We start from the raw sequence: 12,894 nt of genomic DNA on the forward strand, positions 1-12,894 counted from the left end.
AAGAAGGCGGTGTTGCCCCCCCCCCCCCCCGCCCCGCGCGGTGGGGGCCGTCCGGTTCACGCGGTGCGTGCGAGAATGCCGCCCGTGACCGGATCGTCTTCCCCGTCCGTCGCCGAGAGCACACCCGGCCGAGCCGGCCTGGGCCCCCGTGCCGCGGCGGTACTGGTGTTCGTGTCCTCGGCGGCCGTCCTCGTCGTCGAGATCGTCGCGCTGAGGCTGCTCGCCCCGTATCTCGGACTCACGCTCGAGACCAGCACCATGGTGATCGGCATCGCGCTGAGTGCGATCGCCTTCGGCTCCTGGCTGGGCGGCCACGTGGCGGACCAGGTCGATCCCCGCCGGCTCATCGGCCCTTCGCTGGGAGTGTCCGGCGCGGTCGTGGCGCTCACCCCGGCGGTGCTGCGCAGCACCGCCGAGTGGGCGCCCGTGGTGCTCCTGCTCGTCGCGGGACTGACCATCCTCGTGCCGGGGGCCCTGCTGTCCGCCGTGACGCCGTTCGTCACGAAACTGCGTCTGACCAGCCTCGCGGAGACGGGCACCGTCGTCGGCAGGCTGTCGGGGGTCGGCACCGTCGGCGCCATCGTCGGCACGGTGCTCACCGGGTTCGTCCTCGTGTCGCGGCTGCCGGTCAGCGGCATCCTGCTCGGCCTCGGGGCACTGCTGGTCGCGGGCTCGGCGTGGTTCGAGTGGCGCACCCGCGGCTGGAACGGCGCACCCGCCCTGACGCTCGTGGTCGTCGCCGGTGGTCTCGCGACCGCGGTCGCGCCCGGGGAGTGCGACGTGGAGACCGAGTACCACTGTGCGCGGGTCGTCGCGGACCCCGGCGGGGGCGACGGCCGCACGCTCGTCCTGGACGGGCTGCGGCATTCCCACGTCGACCTCGCCGACCCCACCCGTCTGAAGTTCGCGTACGTGCGGGCCATCGCGTCCGTGGTCGATGCCGCCTTCCCGGCGCGGCAGCCGCTCGCCGCCCACCACGTCGGGGGCGGCGGACTCACCCTGCCCCGGTACCTCGCGGCCACGCGGCCCGGGACGCACAGCGTGGTCTCCGAGATCGACGGCGGGGTGGTGCGCATCAATCACGACCGGCTCGGGCTGCGCCCCCGGGCCGGCATCGACGTACGCGTCGAGGACGGCCGGCTGGGCCTGCGGCGGCTGGACACCGGCAGCCGTGACCTCGTCGTCGGCGACGCCTTCGGCGGCGTCAGCGTGCCGTGGCACCTGACCACCGCCGAGGCGATGTCCGAGGTGCGGCGCGTGCTCGACGCGGACGGGGTGTACGTCGCCAACCTCATCGACCACGGGGACCTGGACTTCGCCCGCGCCGAAGTGGCCACCCTGGCCGGGACCTTCGCACACGTCGCCGTGCTGGGCGAACCGGCCGGTCTCGGCCTGGGACCGGGCGCCGAAGCACAGGGCGGCAACCTCGTGGTCCTCGCCTCCGACAGGAGGGTCGACCTCCGGGCGGTCCAGAGGGAACTGGAGGCCCGGGACACCGGCTGGCGCGTCACCTCCGGTGAGGAGCTCGACTCCTGGACGGGCGCCGCCGAACGCCTCACCGACGACCACGCCCCGGTGGACCAGCTCCTCCAGCCCTACGGCCCGCAACGCGACCAGGGGCACTGAGGGCCGCTCGGCCTCGCCGTCAGCCGCCGGCGCCGAGCGCTTCGGCCACCAGCCCGCGTACGGCGTCCAGCGCATCGGCCCGGTCCGCCGGGACCAGGCCGATGCGGGTGCGCCGGTCGAGCAGGTCGGCCTCGTCGAGGGCGCCCTCGTGCCGCAGCGCCCACAGCAGTTCCGCGCCGGTGACGGGGTGTCCGGGCACGACGGGCTCGCCCAGGCGCGGATCTCGCGCGGCGAGCGCGTGGACCGCCGGTGCCTCGGTGCCGTAGCGCTGCACGAGGCGGCGCGGGGCGCGCAGCGCGGCGAGCACCGTGGGCGCCGCGGCGCCGACCAGGGGCAGAGCGGCGGTGGGGGAGGGGCCGGCGACCAGACCGCGCGCGCCGACCGCCGCGTCGACGGCGTCCTCGGCCATCCGGCGGTAGGTGGTGAGCTTGCCGCCGACGACGCTGACGATTCCCTCCGGTGAGGTGAGCACCGCGTGCCTGCGGGAGATGTCGGCCGTGCGTGCGGCGGCGCCGGGCTGTGCGGTGGGCGCGGTGTCCAGCAGGGGGCGCAGTCCCGCGAAGGCACCGACGACGTCGCCGCGCCGGACCGGGACGTCGAGCACCGAGCCGAGGACGTCGAGCAGGAAGCCGATGTCCGTCTCCGGCACCTCCGGCACGTCGGGGACGGGCCCGTCCAGGGGTTCGTCGGTGAGCCCGACGTAGAGGCGGCCGTCGTCCTGGGGCAGGACGAGGACGAAGCGGTTGGTCTCGCCGGGGACGGGGATGTGCAGCCCGGCGGGGAGCGGGCCGATGTGGTCGGCGCGCAGGACGAGGTGGGTGCCGCGCGAGGGCCGGATGCGGATGCCCTCGACCAGGTCGCCGGCCCACACACCGGAGGCGTTGATCACCGCACGGGCCCTGATCTCGCCCTCCTCTCCGGTGAGTTCGTCGCGGACGCGGGCGCCGGAGCCGGTGAGTTCCAGGGCCCGCACACGTGTCAGGACGCGGGCGCCGCGTGCGGCGGCGGTGCGGGCGAGGGCGGTCACGAGGCGGGCGTCGTCGGTGAGCCGCCCGTCCCAGGAGAGCAGGCCGCCGCGCAGTCCGCCGGAGCGCAGTGCCGGGGCCAGGTGGCGGGTCTCGACCGGGGAGAGCCGGCGGGGGGCGGGCAGGGTGGCGCGGGCGGTGCGGGCCGACAGCCGCAGGGCGTCGCCGGCCCGGAAACCCGCCCACGCCAGCGCGGCCTGGCCGCGCGAGACGAGTCCGGTCAGGGGCAGCACGAAGGGCTGGGCGCGCACCAGGTGGGGCGCCGTCCGCTCCATCAGCACACCCCGTTCGACGGCGCTCTCGTGGGCGACGTCGAACTGCGCCGAGGCCAGGTACCGCAGCCCGCCGTGGATGAGCTTGGAGCTCCAGCGCGAGGTGCCGAACGCGAGGTCGTGCGCGTCGACGGCGACGACGTCGAGGCCGCGTGCGGCGGCGTCGAGGGCCGCTCCCGCGCCCGTGGCGCCGAGGCCGACGACCAGCACGTCCACCACACGGCCGTCCGTCGCCTCGGACAGCTCGCGGGTGCGCCGGACCGCGGACAGGGAGGCCCCGCCGGCCGGGACGGTGGTCTGGCTCATGGGGTGAGGGTCCTCTCCAGGACGGTGCGCAGTTCCGCGAGGAACGCTTCGGAGGTGAGGTCGTGGTCGTCCTCGTCGGTCATGGTGCGCAGGGACAGGGCGAAGGACTGCAGGATCAACAGCACGGTCCGTGCCTGCAGATGGACGGGGGCCTCGCGCACCGAGCCGTCCGCGTGCCCCTCCCGCAGGGCCCCGGCCAGCAGCTCCAGCAGGGCCTCCTGGCTCGCGCCGCGCCGGTCCAGTACGTAGGGCAGCAGGAGTTCGGGGTCCACGTCGACGATCTTCTGGAACAGCGGATGGGCGCGGAGCGCCTTCACGCCCGCCACCAGGCCGTCGACCAGCGGTGGGCGCGTGCCGGTCCCCGGCCGGCTCTCGGGCATGGCCCCGGTGGCCGTCGCGATCCACTCCCGCGTCATCAAGTCGCCCACCAGCGACCGGACATCGGGCCAGCGGCGATAGAGCGTCATGCGGGAGACACCCGCGCGGCGGGCGACGTCGGTCATGGTCGTCCGGCGCACACCGACGGCCAGGACGCAGTCGCGGACGGCGTCGAGCACCACGTCGTTGTCGGAGGACTTCTGCTGTGCCGAGCCGTTGTGACGATTAGGCGTCATGTGTAACAGTGTAACGCGCAGAGCCGCCGCGGCGGCAACCCCGACGACCGGTGAGGGACGACACGCATGGACATGCTGTGGAACGGCTGGGGCGATCCGGCCAGGGCGACGCCGCTGCCCGGCACGGTCGCCGGGCTGCTGCGGGACTGGCTCGGCGTCAAGCCGCAGCCCACGGCGTCGGCCCGGCTGGAGGAGATCGAGGTCGGCACGCCCGCCCTGGACGGCGCCGCCCTTCAGGCCCTGCGGGCCGCCCTGGGCGAGCGGGCGGACAGCGTCCGCACGGACACCGAGAGCCGGGTCCGGCACACCCGGGGCAAGTCCACCCCGGACCTGCTGCGCATCCGCGCCGCCGACACCACCGACGCCCCCGCGGCCGTCGCCCTCCCGCAGAGCCACGACGAGGTCCTCGCCGTGCTCCGTGTCTGCGCCGAACACGGCCTCGCCCTGGTCCCCTTCGGCGGCGGCACCTCCGTCGTCGGCGGGCTCGCACCCGCCGGCCGGGCTTCGTTCGTCGCCCTGGACCTGCGGCACATGAACCGCCTGCTCGACCTCGACCCGGTGTCCCGGACCGCCACCCTGCAGCCCGGGCTGCGCGCACCCGAGGCCGAGGCACTCCTGGCCGGACACGGCTTCACCCTCGGCCACTTCCCCCAGTCCTACGAGTGGGCCACCATCGGCGGCTTCGCCGCGACCCGCTCCAGCGGACAGGCGTCCGCGGGCTACGGACGCTTCGACGAGATGGTCCTGGGCCTCACTCTCGCCACCCCCGAGGGCACCCTCGACACCGGCCGGGCGCCCCGCTCGGCCGCCGGCCCCGATCTGCGGCAGCTCATGCTCGGCTCGGAGGGCGCCTTCGGCGTCATCACCTCCGTCACCGTCCGCATCAGGCCCGTCCCGCGGACGCGCCGCTACGAGGGCTGGCGCTTCGCCTCCTTCGACCAGGGCACCGCCGCGCTGCGCCGCCTCGCCCAGGACGGTCCGCGCCCCACCGTCCTCAGGCTCTCCGACGAGACCGAGACACTGATCGGCCTCGCCCAGCCCGAGGCCATCGGCTCCGCCGCCGAGCAGCGGGACGCGGGATGCCTCGCCGTGGTCGGCTTCGAGGGCACCGAGGAGGACACCGCGCGGCGCCGGGCGGCGGCAGCGGCCGTACTCACCGACTGCGGCGGGGAGTTCGCGGGCGACGAGCCGGGGGAGCGCTGGGCCCACGGCCGGTACGCGGCACCGTACCTGCGGGACTCGCTGCTCGAGGCGGGCGCCTTCGCCGAGACCCTGGAGACCGCCGCCTACTGGTCGAAGCTGCCGGGCCTGTACACGGCCGTCCGGGACGCGCTGACCACCACGCTGACCGAGAACGGCACCCCGCCCCTGGTCATGTGCCACATCTCGCACGTCTACGAGAACGGCGCCTCGCTGTACTTCACCGTCGTCTCGGCCCAGGGCGACGACCCGGTGGCGCACTGGACGCGCGCCAAGCACGCCGCGAACGACGCCATCCTCACGGCCGGCGGCACGATCACCCACCACCACGCCGTCGGCACCGACCACCGCGAGTGGTACGTACGCGAGGCCACCGACCTCGCCATCGCCGCACTGCGTGCCGTCAAGCGAACGCTGGACCCGGACGGCCTGCTGAACCCCGGCGTGCTGCTGCCGGCCGACTGAAGCGGGCCAGGCCCGTCCGGCCGCCCACACCCACCCTCACGACAGCCCGGCACCACCCGTAGCCCGGAGGCACATCGATGCGACAGTTCACCGCCGTCGTCAACCCCACCGCGGGCGGAGCCACCAGCGCGGCGGCGCTGCTGAAGGTGGCCCGTCTGCTCCGGGAGGCGGGAGCCGAGCTGGAGACCGAGTACAGCCGCAGCCTCCCCCACGCCCGGGAACTCGCCCGGACCGCGGGAGAACGCGGCCGGGTCGTGCTCGCCGTCGGCGGCGACGGCATCACCGGAAGCGTCGGCGGAGCCCTCAGCGGCACCGGCGCCCTGTTCGGCATGGTCCCGGCCGGGCGCGGCAACGACTTCGCCCGTGCCCTCGGCCTGCCCGGCGACCCCGAGGGCGTGGCGCGGGTCCTGCTGCACGGCACACCGCGTGCCGTGGACACCATCGAGGTCACCTCGTCCGTCCACGCCGCCACCGTCGTCCTCGGCAGCGTCTACGCGGGCGTGGACGCCCTGGCCAACCAGCACGCCAACCAGTCCCGGATGCTGCGCGGCCCGGCCTCCTACTACGCCGGTGCCCTGCGGGCGATCAGCACCTGGCGTCCCGTGCGCTACCGCGTCACCGTCGACGGCCACGACCACGCCTACAGCGGCTACACCGTGGTGGCCGCCAACTCCAGCTACTACGGCTCCGCGCGCCGCATCGCCCCCGACGCCCGCCCGGACGACGGGCTGCTCGACGTCGTGATGATCCGCGACGCGCCGCGCCGCCTGTTCTTCACGCTGATGAAGGAGCTGGACACCGGGGCGCACGTCCACCGGCCCCAGGTGCGGGTGGTGCGCGGCCGCGAGATACGTATCGAGGCCGACCGGGACCTGCCCTACGGCGCGGACGGCGAGATCGAGGCCGTCCTCCCGGTCACGGTCAGGGTGCTGCCGGGCGCCCTGCGGGTGCTGTGCTGAGGCGGGCCGCCGCCCGGGGGTGTCGCCTCCGCAGTCACCCGTGCGGCGCCGTGCCGGGGCGGGCCGAGTGGTCGGGGTGGCCGCCGGTGCGCCGCTCCTCCTTGAGCTCGGCCTCGAACAGGTGGTCCTTGCCCTCGGCGAGTTCCGTCCGCGCTTCCTTCTCCGTGGTCCTGAACGGCTCGTAGTAGGTGTCGTTGTAGGCCTCGACGATCTGGAACGTCCAGTGTCCCGGGATGACGTTGCGGCCCAGGATCTCGTGCTGGACGCGGTCCGCCCAGGCGTCGTGGCCCGCCTCGCGCAGCAGCTTCACCGCACGGTCCAGCTCGAAGTCCGCCCCGCCGGTCAGCTGGTGGAAGGCGTACAGGTGTCCCCGGGCGCGCTCGGTCGTCTCCAGCGCCTTGGACAGGGCGCCCAGGGCCTGGACGGTGGTGTCCGACACGCCCTGCGGTCGGCGGTGGGCGGCGTCGGGGCCGTCGTGGTGCTCAGTCATGCAGGAGCGAGTGCCCAGTCCCGGGCCGCTCACATCGGGCTGTTCGGGGGACGGGCTCGGCCGGACGGGCGGTGGCCGGCCGACTGCATCCGTCGATGCCGCCGGTCCGGAAAGGACCGGTAAGGGTGCGGGACACCGTCCCGCACGAGGGCCCGCCGACACGAGGGATACGGGCGGCGGCGCACTCCCCGGGCCCTGGCGCGGCGGCGCGGGGGCCCGGGTCCGAACACCGCGGTGGCTCCGGGGCGGAACCGTCCGGGCTCGTCGCCTCAGGCGGCGCTCTCGTGCCCGTCCGCATCCGGCAGCCCCGGCGGCGTGGGCCCGTCGTCCTGTCCCGCCCTGCGCCCCGGCTCGGTACAGTCCAGCTCCCAGTGGTGCCGGCACTCCTCACAGCGGGGACCGTCCGTCCTCACGTCGAGCACCTCGCCGTTCGGGCAGTCGGTACCGTCCCCCCGCCCGGCACACGGTTCCTCGCCGACCTCCATGAGCCCGACGGTGCGCCGCCCGTGACGCGCCCGGGAGGGCGCCGGTGGGGGCGCACAGGAGCTCGGGCCCGGTACGGCGCCCCAGTAGCGGTCCCCCGCCCCACCAGGCAGCGCGAGACGAGGGTCCGGCGCGCCTGCCCGCCGCCTGCGGAGTGGCTCCCGCTGAGTGTATTGACCCGCAGGGTTGTTCACCCTGCGGGTCAATACACCTAGCCGCGGGGCGCAGGCCGGGGACTCGCGGCGGCGCCCGTCCGCAACAGGTCCTCGACGCCGTTCAGGAACGTCTCGGAGATGAGCGTGGGGTCGAACAGGCAGCCCGCGGCCATGGCGCCGTCGCGGAGCATGACGAAGTGACGTCCCGCCGTCTCGGCCGGGGCGCAGCCGGCCTGTCCCAGCAGCTCCGTGGCGGTGTCGAGGAACCACTGCCGGTGTGTCAGTACGGCCCGGTGGACCGGGTGTGCCGGGTCGGGGTACTCGGCGGCCGCGTTCAGGAAGGCGCACCCGCGGAACCCCGGGCTCTGGATGCCGTCGGCGATGGACCGGCCCACCGCGCGCACCGTGTCGGCCGCCGTGAGGTCCTGGTCCAGGACGGCGGCGACCTGACCGCGAATGCCCTGGTCGGCCTGCTGGAGATAGGCGAGGATCAGGTCCTCCTTGCCCTTGAAGTGCCGGTACAGGGTGGCGCGGGTGACCTGCGCCTCGGCGATGATGCGGTCCACGCCGACCGAGTGGATCCCCTCGGCGTAGAAGATCCGGGTCGCGGTGCCGAGCAGCCGCGACCGCGCCTCCGACGTGCTGCCAGTTCCGGTACCCGCGCTCATGGCGCCACGGTATCAGCCCGCGAGGGAGAACGTTCGGTCTTGACAGATGGGTACGGCCCGGCATTGGATGAATCGCGTCCCGAGGTAGACCGAACGTTCTCCCTCATCGTCGAGCAGGAAGAAGCCCGTCATGGCCGGCTCCGTCGCCCCTCCCTCTCCCACCGTCTCCCCGGCAGCGGCTGCTTCCGCCTCGCTGCGCCGTCTGTACTTCGTCCGTTTCGCCTTCGCCGTCGTGTGGGCCGCCCTGCTGTTCACCACCGCGCGCACCCTCGGATCGCTCGGGATGGTGCTGCTGGTGGTCTATCCCTTGTTCGACGTGGCGTGCGCCGTCGTCGACATCCGGTCCGCGAGGGCCGGCCGCGGACCGGTGCGCGGCCTCCACGTCAACGTCGCGCTGAGCACCCTCACCGCCGCGGGGCTGGTCGCCGCGGTCACTTCCGGCATCCCGGCCGTCCTGCGCGTCTGGGGTGCCTGGGCGATCACGGCGGGCCTCGTCCAGCTGCTCGTCGGCATGCTGCGGCGCGGCATGGGAGGGCAGTGGCCGATGATCGCCAGCGGCGGCATCTCCACCCTGGCCGGAGCCTCCTTCATCGCCCAGGCGGGCAAGGAGGGGGCCACGCTGGGTTCCCTGGCGGGCTACGCCTTCCTCGGCGGTGTCTTCTTCCTCGTGTCCGCACTCCGCCTCGGACGAGCCGAACCCTCCGTGCGCCCCTGAACGGCCGCGGCGGACGGCGGGCCGGGCGGGAGACCCGCCACGTCAGCTCTCCAGATGCGCGATCACGGAGCGCATCGCGTGGAGCAGGGCGGGGCGGGTCTCCTCCGGCGGGTCCAGCGTCTCGAAACCGTGATGGCCGTCGGGTACGTCGACCAGTTCCAGGCGCGCTCCACAGTCCTGGGCCGCGGTGACGAACGCCTCGACGGTGGCAGCGATCTCCGGTGTCTCCAGCCCGGCGCGCAACAGCACGAGCGGCAGGCCGCCCGCCCGGGCGACGGCCCGCGCCGGGTGGAACCTGCTGTCGGTCAGCCCCCAGTTCGGCAGGGGCGCGAGAACGGGGTAGGACGCGGCCAGGCAGCGCAGCCAGGCCGGGGGTTCGGCCAGCCAGTCGGCGGTGAGCAGGCCCCCGCCGGAGAAGAACCACAGGGCGATGCGCTCGGGGTCCACCCGGGGGTCGGAGCGGACCGCTCGGACCGCGTCGGCGACATCCCCGGCGGCACGCTCGTAGTCGGCGACGTCGTGCAGGCTGTGGTCGAGGGTCACACCGACGGCACCCTCGGCGGCCGCCAGCCGGGCGTATCCCACCAGGGTCGGCCAGTCCCGGGGAGTGGGCCGGGCCCCGGCCGGGACCGGGCCCCCGTGCACGAAGATCACGGCCGGACGCGGTGGTTCTCCTGCGGGGACGTAGAGATCGACCTGCCCCTTGCGGTCGCGGGCCACCTCGGGAACGTCGAGGGGGAACGGCCGCAGGTGGGCGGGCGACGAGTCCGTGCCGACCGGGCGCAGGCGGCGACCCTCGCCGGCCGCCGCTCGCAGCAGAACGTCCGCCAGGTCCGCGGGGCAGGACAGCATCGGCCAGTGCCCGGTGGCCAGTTCGAAGAAGCCGACCCGGGGCTGGGCCAGCGCCGTCAGCGTGGGGTCACCGAAGTCGACGAGCCGTTGCACCAGGTCGACGCTGACGCCGTTCCCCGTGCACAGCACCCCGGTGACCGGCACCGCGGCCACCGCCCCGCTCAGCCGCAACGGCTGCAGCAGAGTCCGCAGCGGCTGCGGCGCCGCCAGGGCGGAAAGCCGGTCCAGTGCCGTGCCGGGGACTTCGGCGGTACTGCCCCAGCGCCGCCACTCCTCACCGGCCGGTGGCGTCAACTCCCCGTCCACGTCCCCACGTTCGCTCCGCTCGGCCAGCTGCGCACGCAGTGTGCGGTCCGGTACGGCGGCCAGCGCCGGAACACCGTTCCGCGGCATCCCGCAGTCCAGGTACACGAGGCGCGCGATCCGCTCCGCCCGCCGGTCGGCTGCTCCGAGTGCGGGATGGATGCCGTAGTCGTGCCCGACGAGCACGATGTCCCGGTCGGTGCCGACCGCGTCGACCGCAGCGAGCACATCCGCGATGTGTGTCTCCAGATCCGTCGTGACCGACGGGTCGGCGGGTCTGGCCGCGTCGAGTCCCGTCAGGGCGACCGGGTGTGCCTCAGCACCGGCCGCGGTCAAACGGGCGGCCGTCTCCTGCCACACGTGTGTGCCGGTGAACACACCCGGCACCATGATGAACACCGTCATGGGTTTCTCCTCCCGGTTCGCCGCATCTCTGCGCCGCGCGCAGCCCCCGGCCCGAGGTCGGGGACGTACGCCCGTTCCGTGCGCCGGTACCGTAGGAACTCCCCCTGAGGGAGGTTCAACCGTCCATGCGTGACGAGCAGTTCTGGAGCATCGGCGAACTCGCGGAGCGCGCGGGCGTCACCGTGAAGACCGTCCGCTTCTACTCCGACCGGGGCCTGCTGCCCGAATCCGCCCGCAGCGGCGGCGGGCATCGTCGCTACGGCCCGCAGGCGCTGGAGCGGCTCGGACTGATCCGCTCCCTTCGCGCACTCGACCTGCCCCTGCCACAGGTGCAGCGGGTCGTCGAGGACGCCGGCGGGGCGGACCGCGTCCTGGAGGACGCGGTGGCGGGCCGACTGCGCGAACTGGGTGCTGAGTTGACGGCCATGCGCTGGCGGGAGGCGGCCCTGCGGCTGGTGGTGGAGTGCCCGCCCGCGGAGCGGGCCGACCGGCTGCGGCTGCTGGGCGCCGTGAGCATCCCGCCGAGCACCGCACCGCTGGCCCGCTTCTGGCGTGGCTGGCTGCCGCCGCGGATGCCCGCCCGGGTGACGGCGGCGTTCCTGGAGGTGGCGGTGCCCCAGCCGCCCGACGAGCCGACCCCTGACCAGGTGCTGGCCTTCGCCCGGCTGCACGCGATGACCACGGCCCCCTGCCCGGCCGGCCGGCAGCCGCAGCCGGAGGTGCACCGAGTGGGCGGCGCGGGTGGCGCGTCCCTGCTGTACGCCGGACTGATCGAGGCGTTCGACCTGGCGGGCCCGCAACTGCGCCGGGCCCGTGACCCGTACCCGGGCGAGGCGCTGGACGCGTATGTCGCGGCGTACGCGAGCGCCTACGGCAGCCGGGACACGCGGCAGTTCCGGCGCCTGCTGGCCGCACGGCTCGCCGCCGAGCCGCGTCTGGACCGCTACTGGGAGCTGACGGCCGTGCTGCGCACACCACCGTCCGGCGTGCCGGAGCCGACGCCGGGCACTGCGGACCACTGGTTGCGCGGGGCTCTGGAGCGGGACAACGCCGCGGCGGCTTGAACACCTGCCGCATTGGGGCAGCTCGAGCGGGCGAGTCGCCGCTCATGCAGGCGAGGTGTCAAACCCGGCGTTTCGACGAGCCCGTCACGTGGGCACGGCCGAGCCTCAGGCGGCCCGTTCCCGCGAGTGCGCCGCGGCGCACCGAAGACGTGGAGCTTCCCGTCGGGGCCGAGCGGCGGGGAGCCGATCCTCGGTGCCGTCGTGCTCCTCGGTCGGCCGAGAGCCGGTCGGCGCCGACGGCCATGCCGGTGCCGCACTCGTGGAGACCGGTCGACCGGCCGCCATGGACCCGACCCGGTGCGGGCCGAGTTCGTCCTGCCGCGCGGGGCCGCCGCGGGAAGCCGGGCCGCGCGGTCGAGCGGCTGGACGCCCCGCTTCGACGGCTCGCCCTTCGAGCTGCGCCTTTCCGCCGCCGGCCGGCCGCGACGGAGCGCCGGAGGGTCCGAAAAACCGTTTGCCGGCCCGGTGGCTGTGTGTCACCGTTCGGCTTGGACCGGCAGTCGATCATCGGCGGCCGGTCGTTGCTTGACATGTCGGCGGCCTCTCGGAACGACCGGAGAGGCATCGAAACGATGGGGACCGGTGCCGTGGGGAACAGTTACGAGGACGAGTGTCGCCGGTCGTTGGCCGAGGAGCAGGCGAAGAGCCTCGCCGAGACCGACAACTGGGAACATGTGGACAGGGCGCGGGTCCACCAGGACTGGGACGTGCTGTACCGGGAGATCACGGCTCTCCTGGACGGCGGCTCCCTGCCAGGGGACCAGCGGATCCAGGAGCTCGTCCGCAGGCACTTCGACGTCGTCTGCCGGTTCTACACCCCCTCCAGGGAGGCTTACGTCGGCATGTCGCTCTTCTACGCCGAGGACGAGGCCATGAGGGCCTTCCATGATTCCTACCACCCCGGGATGGCGGAGTTCCTGGGCTCCGCGATGAGGGTGTTCGCCGAGCAGGGAAGCGGCTTCGCCCCCAGGGCGCGGGCCCAGGGTTCGGCGTAGCCGGGCGACACGGCCCAGGACCCGCATGGGGGGGCAGATCCAGGAGCTGTCGCAGCCCCTGGGAGGAGGAAACCGGAACCGAGGTCTCCCGCGCGGCGGGGGCGGGGGCGCCGCGGACGCCCGGGCCCCTGCCGCGTGGCAGGCGGCGGCCGGTGCCGCGCTCCGGCGCACCCGTCCCGGAAGAAGCGGGCTGTCCCGCGCCTGACGCCCTGCTGAGTCCCGGCCGGGGGTCTGCGGGCCGGGCGACGTTCAGGGGATGCCGGTCGGTCTCGCTGTCTGTCCACCGTCGCCCAGCGG

The 12,894-nt window shown here is 74.5% G+C and carries 11 protein-coding genes; 6 read left to right on the forward strand and 5 right to left on the reverse strand.

Features of this window, described 5'->3' with window-relative positions; all coding sequences use genetic code 11:
• The first annotated feature begins 75 nt into the window (after positions 1–75).
• The gene (locus tag Q5694_RS03365; protein ID WP_443040810.1) at positions 76–1,626 is read left to right on the forward strand and encodes a fused MFS/spermidine synthase; all 1,551 of its coding nucleotides are present in this window, start codon (positions 76–78) and stop codon (positions 1,624–1,626) included.
• Between the two features lie 19 nt (positions 1,627–1,645).
• On the opposite strand, the gene Q5694_RS03370 is transcribed toward Q5694_RS03365, so the two are convergent.
• A complete protein-coding gene (locus Q5694_RS03370; RefSeq protein ID WP_333930440.1) occupies positions 1,646–3,229 on the reverse strand; it encodes a glycerol-3-phosphate dehydrogenase/oxidase in 1,584 nt (527 codons plus the stop codon).
• Positions 3,226–3,843: a TetR/AcrR family transcriptional regulator gene (locus Q5694_RS03375; protein ID WP_333930441.1), complete on the reverse strand. Its 618-nt coding sequence runs from the start codon at positions 3,841–3,843 to the stop codon at positions 3,226–3,228. Before Q5694_RS03375 ends, Q5694_RS03370 begins: the two co-directional genes overlap by 4 nt.
• Positions 3,844–3,909: 66 nt before the next feature.
• Here Q5694_RS03375 and Q5694_RS03380 point away from each other — a divergent pair, with 66 nt between their 5' ends.
• Together Q5694_RS03380 and Q5694_RS03385 are read left to right on the forward strand one after the other, a co-directional pair.
• Entirely contained in the window at positions 3,910–5,508 is a 1,599-nt protein-coding gene (locus Q5694_RS03380) for an FAD-binding oxidoreductase (RefSeq protein WP_333930442.1), read from the forward strand.
• 77 nt (positions 5,509–5,585) lie between these two features.
• Complete coding sequence (locus Q5694_RS03385) at positions 5,586–6,467, forward strand: diacylglycerol/lipid kinase family protein (protein ID WP_333930443.1); 882 nt, start codon at positions 5,586–5,588, stop codon at positions 6,465–6,467.
• 34 nt (positions 6,468–6,501) lie between these two features.
• Here Q5694_RS03385 and Q5694_RS03390 read toward each other — a convergent pair whose 3' ends face one another.
• Together Q5694_RS03390 and Q5694_RS03395 are read right to left on the reverse strand one after the other, a co-directional pair.
• The gene (locus Q5694_RS03390; RefSeq protein ID WP_333930444.1) at positions 6,502–6,957 is read right to left on the reverse strand and encodes a hypothetical protein; all 456 of its coding nucleotides are present in this window, start codon (positions 6,955–6,957) and stop codon (positions 6,502–6,504) included.
• Positions 6,958–7,651: 694 nt separating this feature from the next.
• The gene (locus tag Q5694_RS03395; RefSeq protein ID WP_333930445.1) at positions 7,652–8,263 is read right to left on the reverse strand and encodes a TetR/AcrR family transcriptional regulator; all 612 of its coding nucleotides are present in this window, start codon (positions 8,261–8,263) and stop codon (positions 7,652–7,654) included.
• A 130-nt stretch (positions 8,264–8,393) separates the two neighbouring features.
• Here Q5694_RS03395 and Q5694_RS03400 point away from each other — a divergent pair, with 130 nt between their 5' ends.
• Positions 8,394–8,978 (forward strand): hypothetical protein, encoded by a 585-nt coding sequence (locus Q5694_RS03400; protein WP_333930446.1) that lies wholly within the window; start codon positions 8,394–8,396, stop codon positions 8,976–8,978.
• A gap of 42 nt (positions 8,979–9,020) precedes the next feature.
• Here the strand turns inward: Q5694_RS03400 and Q5694_RS03405 are convergent, their stop codons facing one another.
• The gene (locus Q5694_RS03405) at positions 9,021–10,538 is read right to left on the reverse strand and encodes an alpha/beta hydrolase (protein ID WP_333930447.1); all 1,518 of its coding nucleotides are present in this window, start codon (positions 10,536–10,538) and stop codon (positions 9,021–9,023) included.
• Positions 10,539–10,663: 125 nt separating this feature from the next.
• Between Q5694_RS03405 and Q5694_RS03410 the strand changes: the two genes are divergently transcribed.
• Together Q5694_RS03410 and Q5694_RS03415 are read left to right on the forward strand one after the other, a co-directional pair.
• A complete protein-coding gene (locus Q5694_RS03410) occupies positions 10,664–11,602 on the forward strand; it encodes a helix-turn-helix domain-containing protein (RefSeq protein WP_333930448.1) in 939 nt (312 codons plus the stop codon).
• 587 nt (positions 11,603–12,189) lie between these two features.
• Positions 12,190–12,597, forward strand: a complete 408-nt coding sequence (locus tag Q5694_RS03415; protein WP_333930449.1) for a TipAS antibiotic-recognition domain-containing protein — start codon at positions 12,190–12,192, stop codon at positions 12,595–12,597.
• Positions 12,598–12,894 lie beyond the last annotated feature (297 nt).

Source organism: Streptomyces sp. AHA2, assembly GCF_036857595.1.
Classification (GTDB): domain Bacteria; phylum Actinomycetota; class Actinomycetes; order Streptomycetales; family Streptomycetaceae; genus Streptomyces.